Source organism: Mycobacterium mantenii (assembly GCF_001667865.1).
In the GTDB taxonomy this organism is placed as follows: Bacteria; Actinomycetota; Actinomycetes; order Mycobacteriales; family Mycobacteriaceae; genus Mycobacterium; species Mycobacterium mantenii_A.
Genome location: NZ_LZJP01000056.1, coordinates 1 through 17,752, shown reverse-complemented (window position 1 = coordinate 17,752; position 17,752 = coordinate 1). Strand labels below are relative to the sequence as shown.

Sequence of the window (17,752 nt, the reverse complement as noted above, 5' to 3'; positions counted from 1 at the left end):
CCACCGACGTGGACGCCGCCTCGCTCACCGCTGGAGACCGACGTTCCATCCGGCAGTGTCACCGCGGTGTGGCCGCCGTTCCAGCCGATGACCAACGCATTGGGGGCGGTTCCGTATTGGAAGCCGCGTGCCAGCAATGCACCTTCTTCGTTTCCGGTGTTGAATCGATTTCCGAAAACAGGCCTATCGGTTGCCGCATTCGCGATCCACGATGCGAGTCCGGAACAATCGGTCCCGGCGGGCGAATCTCCACCCGGAATATAGGGCGTGCCGGAGACCTGACCGATCAACGACATCAAAGTTGCAATAACGACCATGGCCAGGGAGGCTAGCAATAACATTTATTGCGAACCAAAATTTGTGGCGCAGGTCATTCGCTAAAAGGACAATGACCTGCGCCGCACGTAGAGCAAACTTATTACACACCGGTATATTTTCGGCAGCAAAATACCTGTGATTTCGGGCCGACCCTGCAGTTTGCCGTGGGCGCCTTCCACGGTCACAGACTAAGCGTGGTTGGGGCCGCGTTCGCTCTGCGCCGTCTCACGGTCAACGTCGGCTTGCTCACGCCTCGCGCGGGCTCGCACCCGCTTGCCCTGCTCTTCCATGCGTTGCAGTCGCTCGCGTTCGCGCGCCGCGGCCGAGCCCTCGCGTTCGTCCGCCAGCCGCTCCCGCTCATCCGCCAACCGCTCGCGCTCGTCCGCGATCCGATCGCGCTGATCGGCGACCCGGTCTCTTCTACCGGCCTGAAATTCGCGTCGCCTGAGTTGGGCCTCGCGATGGTCCAGAGATTCCTCGCGTTCGTCGAGCGCGTGATCCTGGCCTTCCAGCTCCTCCGCTGGCGGCTCGACATGGTTCTCAAGAGCCACGACTCACCCTAACGCCGGAGGTCCCGCAATTCGACCCACCGTTGCCGCCGATTTGGACCGACGGGGTCGGATCAGATGGGAGTCCATATCCCGTTGTTCCAGATTCCCCAGCTGCCGGCGCCCGTGGGGTTCCACATCATTTGCGCCCCGGGCGCCCAGGCCGGTTGGGGCGGCTGCGGCGGTGCCCACGCCGGTGGGGGTCCCCAGGGCCCCCACCCCGCCGGGGCCGACGGGCCGCCCGGGCGTTGCCAGTCGTGGCACTGGTTCCAGTCCCAGTCCGAGACCTTGCCCCAGGCCGGGTTCCATGGATCGCCCGGGCACCAGTGACCGGTGGGGGCCGGAGCCGCCTGGGCGACGGTGCCGCCGGCCAGACCGAGGGCGGACAGCGCCAGCGCGCCACCCACCAGCACACTCGTAGACCGCTGCACCGCCCGCTTTACAGTCGCCATGCCTTCAGAATTTCCCTCGACGGGGATCGGGGCAAGTAGTAATTCGGATTTTGCGGGCCCGCGCCGCCCTTCGCCGACGGTCACACTCCGAACTTGGCCCGCGCGTCCTCGGTCACCGGGGTGAACAGGTTGACCAGGTTTCCGTCCGGATCCCGGAACAGCAACGCGCGGTTTCCCCAGGGCATCGTCGTCGGCTCCGTCACAACCTCGTCCACGTGCTCGCGCAGCCGCTCGTACTCGGAGTCCACGTCGTCGACGATGAACTCCAGGATGGCGCTCCGGTTGGCCGCGGGCTCGGCGGATCCGTCGCCGAACAGCGGGACGGTTTTGTCGCTGCCGATGGCCAGCGTGCCGATCGGCGTCGGGATTTCGGCGAACAGCTCGTTGCCCCAGATCGCGGAGACCCCGGTGACCCTCTCGTAGAAACCGACGAGCCGTCTCACGTCGGCCGTGATGATTCTGGTCGAGATGAACTTCATGCGGTCTCCCTAGGTCACTGCTTGCCTGCCTGAGCACCGAATGCTAACCGCCGCCTCCGACAACCAAGGCGTCCTTCGAGGGGGTGCGACGAATGCGCCGAATCATTCGGGCCGCAGGGTCCTCCTGGCCTGTCGGGCGACGCCCGGCACCGCGTTCGCTAAATCCGGCCGGCTCTTGGCGAACGCACGAATGGTGCGATAGAACGACCAAAGTTGGCGGGGTGTAGGAACTTTCGGTATCCACGCCAACTCCCAATGAATCCCGTTGATCGGGTCGTCAAAGAACACCGCGTAGTACCCGGGCCAGTATTGCGGGTACTCCCGTGGCTCGTCGGTGACCGGGATACCGCGCCCAATCAAAAAGTCGCGATGGAATCGGTCGACCTCTCCCCTGCTTCGCGCCCAGAGCGCAATGTGGTTGATGCCGACCGCCTGGTCGGTGTGCGTCAGCTTCCCGCCGGTGCGGGCCGGCTGAATGCCGATGTAGCTGTGCGGGTTAACGTTTCGCGTCATGTAATACGTCGACTGGTATTCCATGTTCAGCGACGAGAAGCTGCTGTAACCGAGCCAGCCGAACAACGCGTCGTAGAACGCGATCGAGTCGTCATAGTCCAACACCGCGAACTCGACGTGACACACACCCCGCCACCGCATCGTGCCTCCTCAAGTCTCGACCCTAGTCATCAGTGAAATCGATTGCCTTGCCGCGTATTGCGGCGATGGCCTTAAGGCATAGCGCGGTCGCCGGAACGGCGACAAGAGCCGCTATCGCGAGCGCGAGAGCCGGATCGAGCCAATAGAACCGTCCGGTCATTGCAATCACTGCGCCGGCGATGGCCACCGCCCCAGCCGCGGCGGCATCGGCCAGCGTATCCAGCAGGACGGACCGCATATGAAGGTCTTCGCTGGCGGCGGAAGCGCCCAGCACCCAAGCGCCGGCCAAGAGAATCGCCATCGTCACCGCGCTGACAATCAGCACCGGCAGGCCGTGCACCTCCGGGACGCCGCCAGTCAGCCTGCGTATCGCTTCCGCCACGATGAGCACGGCGACTACCAGAAGCGCAACGCCGTTGGTCAAGGCGACCACAGGTATCGCCCGCGAGCGCCAGGCAAAAGCCGTCCGGTCCCGCAGAACGACGGCGATCAGACCAAGAACCAGAGCAACTGAGTCCCCGGCGGTGTCGCCCGCAGCAGCGATAACGCCTACGGAATGCGCGGCCGACCCGACGATGACGAGCGCCGCGATAAGCGAGACGTTGAGTGCGAGAACGATCCCGAGACGCCTCTGCTGACTCACACCATGCTCGATTTAGACGTTGAAGCGGAACTCGACCGGGTTACGCCACCGATAAACATCCCGCCGCTTTGCAAGTAGTGCACCCGGGAGTCGCCACGTCAGCCCGGCAACTCGCACACCAGAAGATGGAAGGCGCCTTGGCCATCACCGACGCGCCTGTCCTCAATCTGACCAAAACCCGCCTCGCGGATAATCGGCACAAGTTCGTCGATTTGACGCAACCGGAATCCATGGCGGGTGAAAGGCATTTTGGACATCTGATCCGGATCACCAACTCCGATTACCAGTCGCCCGCCCGGCCGCAGCACTCTAACTAGCTCACTCAGAGCTGCGGCGAGGTCCGGTACGAAATAGATCGTGTTCGTCGAGATGATCGCGTCAAGTGCGGAATCTTCGAGAGGCAGGCTCTCCATCCGACCGGAATACAGACGTAACCGCCCGCGAGCTATGTGGTCAGAGAACCGGCGCCTTGCTTCAGTGAGCATCGTCTCCGACATCTCGACGCCGTGAACAACCGTGCCGTCGCAATCGAGCAAGATGTCGAGTCCGACGCCTCCGCCAAATCCGATGTCGGCGACTTCGGCCGCTGGTCCGCAACCCGTGGCGGCGACCGCAGCGGCGACAATTGACCGATTGCCACGGTTGAGTAGCCGTCCGACAACCCGGCCTGCGAACCCGGTTGGCTCACCGAGCTGGCGAGCCAGCGCGGTAAGCGCACGTTCAACAAGCGGCATGGCGATCATTAGACCAGCTGCCGTGACCCGTGTCGCCGAATCTCGGTGCCGCGCGATGCCTACTTGCGCACGTTGAACCGGAACGTGACTAGACGTTGAAGCGGAACTCGACCACGTCACCGTCGGCCATGACGTAATCCTTGCCCTCCATGCGCACCTTGCCGGCCGCTTTGGCCGCGGCCATCGACCCCGCGGCGACCAGGTCGTCGTAGGAGACGATTTCGGCCTTGATGAAGCCCTTCTCGAAGTCGGTGTGAATCACCCCGGCGGCCTTCGGCGCGGTGTCGCCCTGGTGAATCACCCAAGCGCGCGCCTCTTTTGGCCCTGCCGTCAGGTAGGTCTGCAGCTTGAGGGTGTGAAAACCGGCCCGGGCCAACGCATCGAGTCCACGCTCGGTTTGCCCGATCGACTCCAGCAGCTCGGCAGCCGACTCGTCGTCGAGCTCTTGCAGTTCGGCCTCGATCTTCGCGTCGAGGAACACCGCGTCGGCCGGTGCGACCATCGCGCACAGCTCGGCCTTGCGGGCATCGTCGGTCAGCACGGACTCGTCGGCGTTGAACACGTACAGAAACGGCTTGGTGGTCATCAGATTCAGCTCGCGCAGCAGTGACGCGTCGACGCCGGCCGCGAAGAGCGTCTTGCCCGAATCCAGTACGGCCTGGGCGGCGACGGCCGCCTCGTGCACGGGCTTGCGCTCCTTATTGTTGCGGGCTTCTTTTTCCAGCCGCGGCACCGCACGCTCTAGCGTCTGCATGTCGGCGAGGATCAGCTCGGTCTCGATCACCTCGATGTCCGAGGCGGGATCGACCTTGCCATCGACGTGCACCACGTCGTCGTCGGAGAACACCCGCACCACCTGACAGATCGCGTCACACTCGCGGATATTGGCCAGGAACTTGTTGCCCAGCCCGGCGCCCTCGGAGGCGCCCTTGACGATGCCGGCGATGTCGACGAACGTCACCGGCGCGGGCACGATCTTCTCGGAATCGAACATCTCGGCCAGCTTGTCCAGCCGGGGATCGGGCAGCGGGACAACCCCCTCGTTGGGCTCGATCGTCGCGAACGGATAGTTGGCCGCCACCACGTTGTTCCGGGTCAGCGCGTTGAACAAGGTCGACTTGCCGACGTTGGGCAAACCCACTATTCCCAGGCTCAGGCTCACGGGGAACCAAGTCTAGGGGTCTTGACGCCGACGGGCGCCGGGGACCATTGGTCGCCGGCGATCGCGCGCCCCGGGCGTGGCGCGCCCGTGATCCCTACGAGGTATTTACGGGCCTTTCGGCCCATTCCCGGTACGGTCTACATGTGTCAGCACAGCGGGCTAGTTCGGCGGTGGAGGGTGCCCACCGTTCGATCCATCCGAAAATCCCAGGTGTCCCCTGGTACGCAGCGCTGCTTATCGCCGTCACCGCGACCGCCATCGGCTACGGAATCGACGCTGGTCACAAGGAACTGACCCACGTCTTCGCCGGCTTCTATATAGCCGGCTGCGTGGCGGCGGTGCTGGCGGTGCGCCAGGATGGCATCTTCACCACGATCATCCAGCCGCCCCTGATCCTTTTCGGCGCGGTCCCGGGCGCCTATTGGCTGTTCCACGACGCCAAAATGGGCCGGCTCAAAGACCTGCTGATCAACTGTGGCTATCCGCTGATCGAGCGCTTCCCGCTGATGCTGGGCACCGCGGGCGCGGTGCTGGCGATCGGGCTGGCCCGCTGGTATTTCGGAAACGCTTACACGCCAAGCACAACCGCGGATACCGCGGAGGACACCGCCGGCGGCGCGGGTGCCGGCGTGAAGTCCTTCTTCAACGGCATCGTCGCCAAAGCGCAGTCCGTGCTGCACTCCGGCGCCGACGCGGACGACGCCGACGACACCACCGATTCCCGCCGCCGCACGTCGGGGTCCACGTCGCGGACCCGCCGCACGACGCGCAGCACCCGCACCCCCACGCGTTCGGCCCGGACCCGTTCCCGGCATGCCCGCGAGCCACTGAGCGACGGGTCCGAACCGGTCGAGCGGCCCGAGCGGCCGAGGCGCAGCACCCGCCGCGGCACCGCATCGGCCCGCGACTACGACGCCGCGACCGGCCGCGATTACGACGCCGCCGAGCCGCCCCGGCGGTCCCGCCGCCGGCCCCGGCCGGACGCCGACCCCGATCCGCGCGGCGGGCGCGAAGCCCGTCGCGAGCCGCGCACCCGCCGCAGCCCCTACGAACGGCCCACCCCGCGGAGCAGCCGTTTCGACGGCTTCGAGTCCTACCGGGACAGGTATGAGCCGCCGAGCGGCCCGAATTCCGCGGGCCGGTATGACAGCCGCTACGACAGCCGCGAGCCCTACGAGCCGTCCTATGAACCGCGGCGCCGGCGGCCCCCGTCGAACGGGTCCACCGGGACGCATCACCCCATCTCGCAGGTCCGCTACCGCGGCGCCGGTTCGCAAGACCCGCCGCGCGAGCCGCACACCGAGCGCCGCAGCCGCACGCGGACACCCGGACGGTCGCACGGGCGGCCGCCGGCGGAATCCTGGGAATACGACGTCTAGCGGCGGGTCGCCACCAACGGTCTGAGCGCTCGCCGGCTCAGCGAACCGACCGGATCTCGCGCGGCAGCGCGAACACCAGGGTCTCCTGCGCGGTCGTGACCGGCTGCACCACGTCGTAGCCGCACTCGGCGAGCCGCGCCAGCACGCCTTCCACCAGGACTTCGGGTACCGACGCCCCCGATGTGACGCCCACCGTGGTGACGCCTTCCAGCCACGCCGGGTCGATGTCGTCGGCCCAATCGACCAGGTGTGCGGCCGCGGCCCCGCCGCCCAGCGCCACTTCCACCAGCCGCACCGAATTCGATGAATTGCGGGAGCCGACGACGATCACCAGCTCACACTCGGGCGCCATCGCCTTGACCGCGACCTGCCGGTTCTGCGTCGCGTAGCAAATGTCGTCGCTGGGCGGGTCCTGCAGCTTCGGGAACCGTTCCCGCAGCCGCTCGACGATCTCCATGGTCTCGTCGACCGACAGGGTGGTCTGTGAGAGCCACACCACCTTTTTCTCGTCGCGCACCGTCACCTTGTCCGCGCCGGCGACCCCGTCGACCAGCTGCACGTGGTCGGGCGCCTCTCCGGCGGTGCCGACGACCTCCTCGTGGCCCTCGTGGCCGATGAGCAGGATGTCGTAGTCGTTGCGCGCGAATCGCCTGGCCTCGTTGTGCACCTTGGTCACCAGGGGGCACGTGGCGTCGATGGTGTGCAGGTTGCGGTCCGCGGCCGCGGCGTGCACCGTCGGCGCGACGCCGTGCGCGGAGAACACCACGATGGCGCCTTCGGGCACCTCGTCGGTCTCCTCGACGAACACCGCACCCGCCTTTTCCAGCGTGCTCACCACGTGCCGGTTGTGCACGATCTCGTGGCGCACGTAGACCGGTGGACCGTGTTTCTCCAGGGCGCGTTCCACGGTCTCCACGGCCCTGTCGACGCCCGCGCAGTATCCGCGCGGCTCGGCCAGGAGCACTCGCTTACGGGCTGGTTCGCCGGCTACCGATCGGACCGCGCCGGGAATCCCCATGTCGATGGTCGGCGGCATGACGTCCAGGGTACTGACTGCGGACACGGGGTTGCCAGCTCGCGCCGGTGGGCTTGGAGTTAGCCGCCGCTTAGGGCAATCTTGGACCCATGGGCACTGCACCGTATGGAGTTCGGCTGCTGGTCGGCGCGGCGACACTCGCCGTCGAGGAGACCATCAGGCTGCCGAAAACCATCCTGATGTACCCGATGACACTGGCCAGCCAGGCGGCGCACATCGTGATGCGCTTTCAGCAGAACCTCGCGGAGCTGGCGATCAAGGGCGACAGCACCCTTGAGTCGATTTTCCCGCCCCGGGACGAGAAACCGGAATGGGCGACCTTCGACGAGGACCTCAACGACGCGATCGAAGGGGCTTCGACCGCGTCGCAGGACGGCGGTGAGGACGAGCGCAGGGCCGAGGGTCGGTTCGCGCTGTACTCGGTGGCCGACGCGCACGAAGACGCCAGCGCCCTGACCAAGGGCGCCAGGCAATCGAAGAAGCCGGCCGCCGACGCGTCGGTTCCGCAGCCGGCGGTGGTCGTCGAACTGGACTACACGTCACTGACGCTGGCGCAGCTGCGGGCCCGTCTGCAATCGCTGCGCGTCGACGAACTCGAAGCCCTGCTGGCCTACGAGCAGGCCACCAAGGGCCGCGCACCGTTCCAGACGCTGCTCGCCAACAGGATCACCCGCGCGAACGCGAAGTGACCCCGGCCGTTACCTCCGAACCGAACTCCGCCGAGAATCCGTTCCCGGTACGCGCGGTGGCCATCCGGGTCGCGGGCTGGATCGACAAGCTGGGCACCGTCTGGGTCGAGGGCCAGCTGGCCCAGATCTCGATGCGGCAGGACTCCAAAACCGTGTTCATGGTGCTGCGCGACCCGGCCGCCGACATGTCGCTGACGGTGACGTGCCCGCGCGATCTGGTGCTGAACGCGCCGGTGAAGCTGGCCGAGGGCACACAGGTTGTGGTGCGCGGCAAGCCGTCTTTCTACACGGGCCGGGGCACATTCTCCTTGCGGCTCACCGAGATTCGCGCTGTCGGCGTGGGCGAGCTGCTGGCCCGCATCGATCGGCTGCGCCGGCTGCTGGATGCCGAGGGGCTTTTCGATCCGCGGCTCAAGCGATCGATCCCCTTCCTGCCCAACATGATTGGGTTGATCACCGGCCGGGCCAGCGCCGCCGAGCACGACGTGACGACCGTGGCGGCCGCACGCTGGCCCGGCGTGCGGTTCGCGGTGCGCAACACCGCGGTGCAGGGCCCCAACGCGGTCGCCCAGATCGTCGGGGCGCTAAGCGAACTCGATCGTGACGCCGAGGTCGACGTCATTGTGATCGCCCGCGGCGGCGGCAGCGTGGAGGATCTGCTGCCGTTCTCCGACGAGACGCTGTGCCGCGCCATCGCGGCGTGCCGCACCCCGGTGATCAGCGCGGTCGGCCACGAACCCGACAACCCGCTGTGCGATCTGGTCGCCGATCTGCGTGCGGCCACGCCCACCGACGCCGCGAAGAAGGTGGTGCCCGACACCGCCGCCGAGCAGCGGCTCGTCGACGACCTGCGCCGGCGCAGCGCGCAGGCGTTGCGCAACTGGGTATCCCGCGAGCAACGGGCGCTGGCCCAGATCCGCAGCCGCCCGGTGCTGGCCGAGCCGCTGGCGGCGTTGACGGCGCGCGCCGACGAGGTGCACCGGGCGCGATCGGCAATTCGCCGGGACATCACCCGGCTGGCCGCCACCGAGACCGAGCGGGTCGGCCACCTGAGCGCGCGGCTGGCGACGTTGGGGCCGGCGGCGACGCTGGCCCGTGGTTACGCCATCGTGCAAACCACCGCACAAGCCATCGGGGCGACGACGAGCCACGTGCTCCGTTCGGTCGACGAAGCGCCGGCGGGCACGCGGCTGCGGGTGCGGGTGGCCGACGGCGCCGTGGCCGCGGTGAGCGAAGGACCCACCGATGGCGCGTAAGAACGGCGGGGACGGCTCCCCCACCCCGAACGAAGGCGAAGTCATTACACCTATTAGTCACCTCGGCTATGAGGCGTGCCGCGACGAACTGATCGAGGTCGTCCGCATGCTGGAGCAGGGCGGCTTGGACCTCGATGAGTCGCTGAAACTCTGGGAAAGAGGCGAACAACTGGCCAAACGCTGCGAAGAGCACTTAGCTGGAGCCCGCAAGAAAATCGAGGACGCACTCGCGGCGGGCGAGGCCGAGGATGGCTGATTTCGGTGGCATCGGGGGCTCCGATTGAACACTCTTTGCCAAATTGGAACACGTTGCAGTTATGCTCTCAGATATGGGTGATGCATCGCTGACGGCCGAACTCGGCCGCGTCCTGGTCACCGGGGGCTCCGGATTCGTCGGCGCGAACCTGGTAACCACCCTGCTCGACCGCGGGCATCAGGTCCGCTCCTTCGACCGCGCGCCCTCGCCGTTGCCGCCACACCCGCGGCTGGAGATGCTGCAGGGCGACATCACCGACACGGCCGTGTGCGCCCAGGCGGTCGACGGCATCGACACCGTCTTCCACACCGCGGCGATCATCGACCTGATGGGCGGTGCGTCGGTGACCGACGAGTACCGGCAGCGCAGCTTCGGCGTCAACGTCGGAGGCACCGAGAACCTGGTCCGCGCCGGCCAGGCGGCCGGGGTGCAGCGCTTCGTCTACACCTCGTCCAACAGCGTCGTCATGGGCGGCCAGAACATCGCCGGCGGCGACGAGACGCTACCCTATACCGCCCGGTTCAACGACCTCTACACCGAGACCAAAGTGATCGCCGAGCGATTCGTATTGGGCCAGAACGGTGTTGACGGCCTGTTGACGTGTGCGATTCGGCCCAGCGGCATCTGGGGCCGGGGCGATCAGACGATGTTCCGCAAGCTGTTCGAGAGCGTGATCGCCGGGCACGTCAAGGTGCTGATCGGCCGCAAATCGGCCCGGTTGGATAACTCTTACGTGCACAACCTGATTCACGGTTTCATCCTGGCCGCCGAGCATCTGACGCCCGGTGGCACCGCGCCCGGCCAGGCGTACTTCATCAACGACGCCGAGCCGATCAACATGTTCGAGTTCGCCAGGCCGGTGGTCGAGGCCTGCGGCGAGAAGTGGCCACGGGTCCGGGTGAACGGCCCCATCGTGCGCGCGGCGATGACGGGTTGGCAGCGGCTGCATTTCCGATTCGGAATACCGGCGCCGCTGCTCGAGCCGCTTGCCGTCGAGCGGCTGTACCTGGACAACTTCTTCTCCATCGCCAAGGCGTCGCGCGACCTCGGTTATCAGCCCCTGTTCAACACCGAGCAGGCGCTGTCGCAATGCCTGTCGTACTACGTCGAGATGTTCAACCAGATGAAACGACAAACGCTGGCGGACAAGGCATCCGCCTAGCGGAAGCTCACCATCTCGCTGCCCCACGCCGCGCGGATGTTGGCGTCGACATCGTGGGCGAGGGCGTCGCTGCCGTCGATGATCAGGCAGGAACGGTCGTTCTGCGCATATGGCGTCCATTCCGGCTCGCCGGCGGGGCCGGCGGGCTTGAAGTGTGCGGCGAAGTTGGTCCATCGGGTGCGCACCCTCTTAGATACCGCCTTGGCGGTTTTGCTGCCGCCGAGTTTCAGCGTGGGATCCCTGGGCGCCCCGAGAGTGCCCCAGACGTAGGGCAGTTCGGTGGCGTGCGCGGCGTTGACCAACAGCAACTTCATTATCGGGGTGGCGTAATCGAACCGGTACAGATACACCGGCGCCCCCCGGCTGTGCCCCTCGGCCAGCCACACCGACGGCATCCGGAAGCCGACGTCGGTCGCGATGCTCAAACTCCTTGTCTTGCGCCGCATTCGCGAATACGCCGAGCCGATTACTTCTTCGGTGGGCAACTGCAGATCGGGTTGTTCGGCGGCGATCTGGTTGAACATCGACGTGATCGCGCTCGGAGTGATCGGCATCAGCCGCGACCGCATCAACCGGAAGAGCGCCGCCTCGTGTTTGTTGGTGCCGATGATCAGCGGGACGGGATGTGAGCGGCCCTCTTGCGCGAGCTTGACCGGGTAGTCGGTCAGCACGTCGCCGTCGACGATCGGGACGAAGGCCAGCGTTCCCGGGTTGCGCACCGGCACTTCGTCGAACACCTGCTGCGACGCGGCCAAGATGGCGCTCATCGGCATGTCGACCAGTCGCCGGGATTCCGACGGCGAGATTCCCAGCCGGTCGAGGAAGGCCTGGGCCACCCGGCCGGCGCGTTCGCGGTCGTAAACGGAAGTGGCAGGCGAGCTTTGCGCGATCGCCCCGGCGAACAGCCCCCTGGCCGGCGGGCTGGCCAGCAGCGTGGTGACTATCCCGGCCCCGGCGGACTCGCCGAACAGCGTGACGCGCCGCGGATCGCCGCCGAAGGCAGCGATGTTGTCGCGCACCCACTCCAGCGCCGCCAGTACGTCGCGCAGCCCGACATTCGATTCGAAATTCCGTCCGGCGGTGTCGACCGACGACAGGTCGAGAAAGCCGAGCGCCCCGAGCCGATAGTTGACGCTCACCACGACGACGTCACCGTGGCTGACCAGTCTGCGGCCGTCATAGAGCGTCTGGCTGCTCGACCCCAGGACGTAGGCGCCGCCGTGCACCCAGACCATCACCGGTTTGGCATCACCGGCCCGGGTGTCAGAGGACGCCCAGATGTTGAGCCGCAGGCAGTCTTCGCCCTGCGGCGCGCCCAAATCCAATGGCATGTTGGGGAATACGGGTTGCGGACAGGCGGGCCCGAAAGCGGTGGCGTCGGCGACCTCGGTCCACCGCGCGGGCGGTTGCGGCGCCCGGAAACGCAGCTCGCCGACGGGGGCCGCCGCGTACCGAATGCCCTTCCACGCCTTGACACCGTCGTCTTCGATGCCCCGGACCGGGCCGTAGTCGGTTTCGACCACAAGGTCGTCGATCGCCATGCGCGTACAAAATCTCCTGAAACGAACTTAGAAAAGGCGTTGCGTGAGGAACTCGACCACTCGCTTGCGGGCTTCGAAGGCGGGATGGCCGTCGACTTCGCGGACCTCGTCGGTGAGCACCGAGTGCGCCATCTTGCCGAAGCCGTGCTGATTGCCGGGGCCCGAATCGATGTCGATCACCTCGAAGGCGTCGCCGAGGCGCTGCTTGAGCGTCGCGAACCGCTCGCCGGGTGCCATCTTGTCCTCGCTGAACCGCAGGCCCATGGCGCACAAGCCATCGTTGGCGCACCGATCGGCCACGGTGGCCAGCTCGGATTCGCTCAGGCCGGGGTCGCGGCGCCGTGCGGCGCCCAGCGGGAATGGGACCGACGGCTGCGAGAGCACCGGCGCCAGCACGCTGTCGTCGACCGCGGCGGCAAGCGCGAACCCGCCGGTGAAGCACTGGCCGATCACGCCGACGCCCTTGCCCGGCGTCGATGCGTTGAGGTCGCTGGCCAGCGCACGCAGGAACAACGCCACCGGCCGCTGCTTGTTCAGTGCGAGCGCGGCGAATTCCCTTGCCACACAGGCTCGCCCGATGCTGCCGAGGATGTAGCCGGCCGTCTTGGCCTTGCCCGGCTCGCCGAACAGTGACGGCATCGCGACGGTGAAGCCGTTGTCCACCAGGTGATTACCCAAGGCGAGCACACCCGGATGGATCCCGGGGATTTCGGGAATGAGCACCACCCCGGGGCCGCTGCCCTTGCGGTAGACGTCATGGGTGTATCCGCCACCGCTGAACGGTGCCACCGACCATCCGGACAGATCAGCCTCTGGTGCAGTCACGTTGACAGATCCCTTTGCTTGCGCGGGCGGGCTAGCGGCTTGGCAAAGGCGGTTGCGATTGCGTCGCCGACGCCAGCGTACGGAATTGATCGGTGTTTCCGGCGCCGGTTATCGCAATTTGGGTCGCGCCCCCGGGACCACCGAGCCGGGTCGTCCATATCGGCTCGGCGTCCGCGCCGTTCTGGCCGGCACCCTGATAGACCACCCACCTGGTCCCGCCGACGTCGACCGTTCCGGTCGGGTAGGCGGACTGATGAATCGAATTGACGAGCTTGTCCTCGTCGGCGTTGCTCTGGGTCAGGCTCAGGTACATCCCGGTCGGACTGATGTAGCCGACGACCGAGACGGGCGCGTTCACCCGTTGACCGCCGGCGGGATCGGCCCGCCCGCCCTGGATACCGCCGCGGTGGCCGGAGTTGGCCCGCCAGCCGGCGGGCAGCTGCGGTTGGCGGATGGGAAAGCCGAGCGTGGAAGCGTCCGCACGCAGGGCCGCCCCCGCGTCATAGGGCGGGACGGGGCCTTCGTGGTTGCCGAGCTGAAACGAGCACATGCCCAGCATCCCGGCCAGCACGATGCACCCGATGACCAGCGGAATCAGGGACCAGAACATGTCCCGGCCGTCCTGCAACAGCCGGGGTTTGGCCGGCTTCGGAACCGGGCGGGCCGCCGGTCCGGCCTGCGGAGACGGCGTGCCGGCCACGTTCCCATCAAGCTGGGCATTCAGCGGTGGCTCTTCCGTCATCCCCCAAGTATCCCAGTTCCAGCGGACCGATCCGCTTCTGGGACAATCACCAACCATGACAGTTGAGGGCGAACGCTCGTCCGCCGCCACCGGGCGGGCCCCAGCGCAGGGGCGACCGCGCGGTGAGGCGCCTGACCGCAACCTGGCTTTGGAACTGGTCCGCGTCACCGAGGCCGGTGCCATGGCCGCAGGTCGCTGGGTCGGCCGCGGCGACAAAGAGGGCGGCGACGGGGCGGCCGTCGACGCGATGCGCGAGCTGGTCAACACGGTGTCGATGCGCGGCGTCGTCGTCATCGGCGAGGGCGAAAAAGACCACGCACCGATGCTCTACAACGGCGAGGAGGTCGGCAACGGCGACGGCGCGGAGTGCGACTTCGCCGTCGACCCGATCGACGGCACCACGCTGATGAGCAAGGGCATGCCCAACGCCATCTCCGTGCTGGCGGTGGCCGACCGCGGCGCGATGTTCGACCCGTCGGCGGTGTTCTACATGAACAAGATCGCCGTCGGGCCCGAGGCCGCCAACGTGCTCGACATCACCGCGCCGATCGCCGAGAACATCAGGGCCGTCGCCAAGGTCAAGGCGCTGTCGGTGCGCGACATGACCGTGTGCATCCTGGACCGGCCGCGGCACGCCCAGCTGATCGACGACGTCCGGGCCACCGGTGCCCGCATCCGGCTGATCACCGACGGCGACGTCGCCGGCGCGATCTCGGCCTGCCGGCCGCACTCGGGCACCGACATGCTGGCCGGGATCGGCGGCACGCCCGAAGGCATCATCGCCGCCGCAGCCATCCGCTGCATGGGTGGCGCCATCCAGGCGCAGCTGGCTCCCACGGACGACGCGGAACGCCAGAAGGCCATCGACGCGGGCCACGACGTGGACCGCGTGCTGACCACCGAGGACCTGGTGTCCGGCGAGAACGTCTTCTTCTGCGCGACCGGAGTCACCAACGGCGACCTGCTCAAGGGTGTGCAGTATTACCCCGGCGGCTGCACCACGCAGTCGATCGTGATGCGGTCGAAATCGGGCACCGTGCGCATGATCGAGGCCTACCACCGGCTTTCGAAACTCAACGAGTACTCCGCGATCGACTTCACCGGCGATAGCTCCGCCGCCTATCCCCTGCCCTAGACCCGGAACCACGCCTTAAAGACAAGGACTGCTACCTATGGCCGATAGCGCCGCCGACACCGAATACCGCATCGAACACGACACCATGGGCGAGGTCCGGGTGCCCGCAAAAGCGTTGTGGCGCGCCCAAACCCAACGCGCGGTCGAGAACTTCCCGATTTCGGGCCGCGGCCTGGAACGCACCCAGATCCGCGCCCTGGGCCTGCTGAAGGGCGCCTGCGCGCAGGTGAACAAGGACCTCGGGCTGCTGGCGCCGGAGAAGGCCGACGCGATAATCGCCGCGGCGGCCGAGATCGCTGACGGCCGGCACGACGACCAGTTCCCCATCGACGTCTTCCAGACCGGTTCGGGCACCAGCTCCAACATGAACGCCAACGAGGTGATCGCCAGCATCGCGGCCAGGGGCGGTGTGACGGTGCATCCCAACGACGACGTCAACATGTCGCAGTCGTCGAACGACACCTTCCCCACCGCAACCCACATCGCGGCCACCGAGGCCGCCGTGCGTCACCTGATCCCGGCGCTCGAGGTGCTGCACGACGCGCTGGCCGGCAAGGCCCGCGAGTGGCACACCGTGGTCAAGTCCGGTCGCACCCACCTGATGGATGCCGTCCCGGTCACGCTCGGACAGGAATTCAGCGGTTACGCCCGACAGATCGAGGCGGGCATCGAGCGGGTGCGTGCGACGCTGCCGCGGCTGGGTGAGCTGGCCATCGGCGGCACCGCGGTGGGCACCGGCCTGAATGCCCCCGACGGCTTCGGCGCCAAGGTGGTCGAGACGCTGATCGCCTCCACCGGCTTGAGCGAATTGCGCACGGCGGCAAACTCGTTCGAGGCGCAGGCGGCGCGCGACGGACTGGTCGAGGCTTCCGGCGCGCTGCGCACCATCGCGGTGTCGCTGACCAAGATCGCCAACGACGTTCGCTGGATGGGCTCCGGCCCGCTGACCGGCCTGGCCGAAATTCAGCTGCCCGACCTGCAGCCGGGCAGCTCGATCATGCCGGGCAAGGTGAACCCCGTTCTGCCGGAAGCTGTTACCCAGGTCGCCGCGCAGGTGATCGGTAATGACGCCGCGGTGGCCGTCGGCGGCCTGTCCGGCGCTTTCGAGCTCAACGTCTACATCCCGATGATGGCCCGCAACGTCCTGGAGTCCTTCAAGCTGCTGACCAACGTGTCGAGGCTGTTCGCCGAGCGCTGCATCAGCGGGCTGGCGGCCAATGTCGAACACCTGCGCGAGCTGGCCGAGTCGTCGCCGTCCATCGTGACGCCGCTGAACTCGGCGATCGGCTACGAGGAGGCCGCCGCGGTGGCCAAGCAAGCGCTCAAGGAGCGCAAGACAATTCGCCAGACCGTGATCGACCGCGGCCTGATCGGCGACAAGCTGTCGGAAGAGGAGCTCGACCGGCGGCTCGACGTGCTGGCGATGGCCAAGGTCAAACCCGAGGACTGAGCCGGCCGTCCGGGGGTGACGGCGGTGGTCGACGAGAGTGAGGGTGGTTTTCTATGACGGTTCCTCCCGGCGGTCCCTACGGTCAGGGGCCCTACGGAAGCAATCCGTATGGGCAGGAACCGAATTGGGGCGGCCAGCCGCCGGCCGGCGGCCCCGGTCCCTATCCGCAGGGTGGTCCCGGTCCTTACCCGCCCGGTGGTCCCGGTCCTTACCCGCCCGGTGGTCCCGGTCCTTACCCGCAGGGCGGTCCGTACGCCTACCCCCCGGGGGGCCCGTACCCGTACCCGCCACCCGGCGCTCCCTACCCGGGCCAGCAGTATCCCCAACCCGGACAGCAGTTTCCGCCGGGTGGACCGGGCGGCCCCTATCCCCCGGGACCGCCGCCGGGCGGACCGGGCTCGAAGCTGCCGTGGTTGATCATCGGTGGACTGGTCATACTGGCGGTCATCGCGCTGGTGGCGACGCTGCTGGTGATGAACAGCGGCCATGACAACAAGTCGGCCTCGGCTCCGTCGACCACGAGCACCTCGGTCTCGCAGCCGAAGAACTCCGCGCAGAACGCGACGGACTGCACCCCGAACGTGTCCGGCGGGGAGATGCCCCGGACCGACTCGATCGCCGCCGGCAAGCTGTCGTTCCCGGCCAGTGCGGCGCCGGGCGGGTGGACGGTGTTCTCCGACGACCAGGGACCAAACCTGATCGGCGGCCTGGGCGTCGCCCAGGACGTGCCCGGGGCCAACCAGTGGATGATGACGGCCGAGGTCGGCGTCACCAATTTCGTTGCCAGCATGGACCTTACGGCGCAAGCGACGAAGTTGATGCAATGCATCGTCGCCGGCCCCGGTTACGCGAACGCGCAGCCCACTCTCGGACCGACGAAGTCGTCGTCGATCACCGTCGACGGCACCAAGGCCGTCCGGGTCGACGCCGACGTGACGATCGCCGACCCCAGCCGCAACGTCAAGGGCGACTCGGTCTCCATCATCGCCGTCGACACCAAACCGGTCAGCGTCTTCATCGGCAGCACACCCATCGGCGACGCGGCGTCGGCGGGTCTCGTCGGCAAGATCATTGCCGCGCTGAAGGTTTCGAAGTCCTGACGGGAGTCGCCCCGGCTAGCCAGCCGGGCCCGCCGGGGCCGAGACGTGGGTGGCCTCCGATCGCCCACGCAGCACCGTGGAATAGCACTCGGCCCACTGCGCGCGCTCGGCCTCGCCCGCGGCGTCGACGGCGCCTGCAGAACACAGGATCCGCCGGTCGGAGGTCTTGGCTAGGTCTGCCAGCCGGGCGG

General features: G+C 67.3%; 19 protein-coding genes and 2 pseudogenes. 8 read left to right on the top strand and 13 right to left on the bottom strand.

The window, feature by feature from the left end; genetic code table 11:
• The 8 genes and pseudogenes from A5688_RS09150 to ychF all read right to left on the bottom strand — a co-directional run.
• Positions 1–317: pseudogene (locus A5688_RS09150) on the bottom strand (peptidoglycan endopeptidase); the annotation flags it as partial.
• 189 nt (positions 318–506) lie between these two features.
• A complete protein-coding gene (locus tag A5688_RS28420) occupies positions 507–869 on the bottom strand; it encodes a hypothetical protein (protein ID WP_082955076.1) in 363 nt (120 codons plus the stop codon).
• A 71-nt stretch (positions 870–940) separates the two neighbouring features.
• Positions 941–1,318, bottom strand: coding sequence for a hypothetical protein (locus tag A5688_RS26810; protein ID WP_207546631.1), 378 nt, complete (start codon positions 1,316–1,318; stop codon positions 941–943).
• Positions 1,319–1,398: 80 nt separating this feature from the next.
• Entirely contained in the window at positions 1,399–1,797 is a 399-nt protein-coding gene (locus A5688_RS09135) for a VOC family protein (protein WP_067837785.1), read from the bottom strand.
• Between the two features lie 102 nt (positions 1,798–1,899).
• Positions 1,900–2,451, bottom strand: a complete 552-nt coding sequence (locus A5688_RS09130) for a VOC family protein (protein WP_067910132.1) — start codon at positions 2,449–2,451, stop codon at positions 1,900–1,902.
• 22 nt (positions 2,452–2,473) lie between these two features.
• A complete protein-coding gene (locus A5688_RS09125; RefSeq protein WP_067910135.1) occupies positions 2,474–3,094 on the bottom strand; it encodes a cation transporter in 621 nt (206 codons plus the stop codon).
• A 98-nt stretch (positions 3,095–3,192) separates the two neighbouring features.
• A complete protein-coding gene (locus A5688_RS09120) occupies positions 3,193–3,828 on the bottom strand; it encodes a class I SAM-dependent methyltransferase (protein ID WP_067910165.1) in 636 nt (211 codons plus the stop codon).
• 88 nt (positions 3,829–3,916) lie between these two features.
• Positions 3,917–4,990 carry a redox-regulated ATPase YchF gene (gene ychF / locus A5688_RS09115; RefSeq protein ID WP_067837752.1) on the bottom strand — a complete coding sequence of 358 codons (1,074 nt, stop codon included), beginning with the start codon at positions 4,988–4,990 and terminating at the stop codon, positions 3,917–3,919.
• 143 nt (positions 4,991–5,133) lie between these two features.
• Between ychF and A5688_RS09110 the strand changes: the two genes are divergently transcribed.
• Positions 5,134–6,369: a DUF6542 domain-containing protein gene (locus A5688_RS09110; protein WP_207546630.1), complete on the top strand. Its 1,236-nt coding sequence runs from the start codon at positions 5,134–5,136 to the stop codon at positions 6,367–6,369.
• Between the two features lie 37 nt (positions 6,370–6,406).
• On the opposite strand, the gene A5688_RS09105 is transcribed toward A5688_RS09110, so the two are convergent.
• Entirely contained in the window at positions 6,407–7,405 is a 999-nt protein-coding gene (locus tag A5688_RS09105) for a 4-hydroxy-3-methylbut-2-enyl diphosphate reductase (protein ID WP_067910138.1), read from the bottom strand.
• 89 nt (positions 7,406–7,494) lie between these two features.
• Between A5688_RS09105 and A5688_RS09100 the strand changes: the two genes are divergently transcribed.
• From A5688_RS09100 to A5688_RS09085, 4 genes are all read left to right on the top strand, one after another.
• Positions 7,495–8,094: a lipid droplet-associated protein gene (locus A5688_RS09100; RefSeq protein WP_067910140.1), complete on the top strand. Its 600-nt coding sequence runs from the start codon at positions 7,495–7,497 to the stop codon at positions 8,092–8,094.
• A complete protein-coding gene (gene xseA / locus A5688_RS09095) occupies positions 8,091–9,350 on the top strand; it encodes an exodeoxyribonuclease VII large subunit (protein ID WP_067910143.1) in 1,260 nt (419 codons plus the stop codon). The genes A5688_RS09100 and xseA overlap by 4 nt, the downstream gene beginning before the upstream one ends.
• Positions 9,340–9,606, top strand: coding sequence for an exodeoxyribonuclease VII small subunit (locus A5688_RS09090; RefSeq protein WP_067910145.1), 267 nt, complete (start codon positions 9,340–9,342; stop codon positions 9,604–9,606). The genes xseA and A5688_RS09090 overlap by 11 nt, the downstream gene beginning before the upstream one ends.
• A gap of 61 nt (positions 9,607–9,667) precedes the next feature.
• On the top strand, positions 9,668–10,768 hold the full coding sequence (locus tag A5688_RS09085) for a 3-beta-hydroxysteroid dehydrogenase (protein ID WP_067910147.1): 1,101 nt from the start codon (positions 9,668–9,670) through the stop codon (positions 10,766–10,768).
• Here the strand turns inward: A5688_RS09085 and A5688_RS09080 are convergent.
• From A5688_RS09080 to A5688_RS09070, 3 genes are read right to left on the bottom strand one after another with little or no spacing between them, the layout of a single operon-like run.
• Positions 10,765–12,309 carry a carboxylesterase/lipase family protein gene (locus tag A5688_RS09080; RefSeq protein WP_067910150.1) on the bottom strand — a complete coding sequence of 515 codons (1,545 nt, stop codon included), beginning with the start codon at positions 12,307–12,309 and terminating at the stop codon, positions 10,765–10,767. The genes A5688_RS09085 and A5688_RS09080 overlap by 4 nt on opposite strands.
• Before the next feature lie 27 nt (positions 12,310–12,336).
• Positions 12,337–13,134 carry a dienelactone hydrolase family protein gene (locus A5688_RS09075; RefSeq protein ID WP_067837773.1) on the bottom strand — a complete coding sequence of 266 codons (798 nt, stop codon included), beginning with the start codon at positions 13,132–13,134 and terminating at the stop codon, positions 12,337–12,339.
• A 31-nt stretch (positions 13,135–13,165) separates the two neighbouring features.
• Positions 13,166–13,876 carry a DUF4245 domain-containing protein gene (locus A5688_RS09070; protein WP_067910153.1) on the bottom strand — a complete coding sequence of 237 codons (711 nt, stop codon included), beginning with the start codon at positions 13,874–13,876 and terminating at the stop codon, positions 13,166–13,168.
• A 55-nt stretch (positions 13,877–13,931) separates the two neighbouring features.
• Between A5688_RS09070 and glpX the strand changes: the two genes are divergently transcribed.
• From glpX to A5688_RS09055, 3 genes are read left to right on the top strand one after another with little or no spacing between them, the layout of a single operon-like run.
• Positions 13,932–15,011, top strand: coding sequence for a class II fructose-bisphosphatase (glpX, locus tag A5688_RS09065; RefSeq protein WP_082951322.1), 1,080 nt, complete (start codon positions 13,932–13,934; stop codon positions 15,009–15,011).
• 37 nt (positions 15,012–15,048) lie between these two features.
• Positions 15,049–16,461 carry a class II fumarate hydratase gene (locus tag A5688_RS09060; RefSeq protein ID WP_067910156.1) on the top strand — a complete coding sequence of 471 codons (1,413 nt, stop codon included), beginning with the start codon at positions 15,049–15,051 and terminating at the stop codon, positions 16,459–16,461.
• Between the two features lie 53 nt (positions 16,462–16,514).
• Entirely contained in the window at positions 16,515–17,561 is a 1,047-nt protein-coding gene (locus A5688_RS09055; RefSeq protein WP_067837783.1) for a hypothetical protein, read from the top strand.
• Between the two features lie 15 nt (positions 17,562–17,576).
• On the opposite strand, the pseudogene A5688_RS26805 reads toward A5688_RS09055, so the two are convergent.
• Positions 17,577–17,752: pseudogene (locus A5688_RS26805) on the bottom strand (adenylate/guanylate cyclase domain-containing protein); the annotation flags it as partial.

Bases quoted from the DNA above. Each gene is read 5' to 3' on its own strand.
- A5688_RS09070 (WP_067910153.1), bottom strand. From the start codon at position 13,876: ATGACGGAAGAGCCACCGCTGAATGCCCAGCTTGATGGGAACGTGGCC.
- A5688_RS09120 (WP_067910165.1), bottom strand. From the start codon at position 3,828: ATGCCGCTTGTTGAACGTGCGCTTACCGCGCTGGCTCGCCAGCTCGGT.
- A5688_RS09100 (WP_067910140.1), top strand. From the start codon at position 7,495: ATGGGCACTGCACCGTATGGAGTTCGGCTGCTGGTCGGCGCGGCGACA.
- A5688_RS09135 (WP_067837785.1), bottom strand. From the start codon at position 1,797: ATGAAGTTCATCTCGACCAGAATCATCACGGCCGACGTGAGACGGCTC.
- A5688_RS09060 (WP_067910156.1), top strand. From the start codon at position 15,049: ATGGCCGATAGCGCCGCCGACACCGAATACCGCATCGAACACGACACC.
- A5688_RS09055 (WP_067837783.1), top strand. From the start codon at position 16,515: ATGACGGTTCCTCCCGGCGGTCCCTACGGTCAGGGGCCCTACGGAAGC.
- A5688_RS09130 (WP_067910132.1), bottom strand. From the start codon at position 2,451: ATGCGGTGGCGGGGTGTGTGTCACGTCGAGTTCGCGGTGTTGGACTAT.
- A5688_RS09105 (WP_067910138.1), bottom strand. From the start codon at position 7,405: ATGCCGCCGACCATCGACATGGGGATTCCCGGCGCGGTCCGATCGGTA.
- glpX (WP_082951322.1), top strand. From the start codon at position 13,932: ATGACAGTTGAGGGCGAACGCTCGTCCGCCGCCACCGGGCGGGCCCCA.
- A5688_RS26810 (WP_207546631.1), bottom strand. From the start codon at position 1,318: ATGGCGACTGTAAAGCGGGCGGTGCAGCGGTCTACGAGTGTGCTGGTG.
- A5688_RS09080 (WP_067910150.1), bottom strand. From the start codon at position 12,309: ATGGCGATCGACGACCTTGTGGTCGAAACCGACTACGGCCCGGTCCGG.
- A5688_RS09085 (WP_067910147.1), top strand. From the start codon at position 9,668: ATGCTCTCAGATATGGGTGATGCATCGCTGACGGCCGAACTCGGCCGC.
- A5688_RS09090 (WP_067910145.1), top strand. From the start codon at position 9,340: ATGGCGCGTAAGAACGGCGGGGACGGCTCCCCCACCCCGAACGAAGGC.